The organism is Photobacterium sp. R1 (genome assembly GCF_054600795.1).
In genome coordinates this window covers 1-286 of sequence record NZ_BAAHZP010000432.1, presented here as the reverse complement: position 1 = coordinate 286, position 286 = coordinate 1, and the positions used below count along the sequence as shown (strand labels likewise).

At 52.1% G+C, this 286-nt stretch carries 1 pseudogene; it reads right to left on the bottom strand.

Annotated features, from left to right (window positions below):
* A pseudogene (locus ACYP03_RS25730) lies at positions 1–286 on the bottom strand (diguanylate phosphodiesterase); the annotation flags it as partial.

Here is a 286-nt window from a genome sequence, read left to right as displayed (position 1 = left end):
AAGGAAGTGGGTATATCGCTGATGTACCCAAAGTAATAACCCGCACCAAGACGACGGAAGCGGACCAGATCGTATTGAGTGGCCACACGTCCGGCGACAAACTCGACATGGCATTGCTTTAGAAAGCGGATGACGGGCAGCAAGCCTTGCTTGAACGTCGTGTCTTCATTGAATTGGGCTATTTTGATAGCAGCAGGTGAATGCCTCTCCAGCAAAGGGAGATAGGCGGTTGGCAGCCTGATATCAACCCAGTAAGCCGGACAGACATCGTGTAACCAGCCCAGCA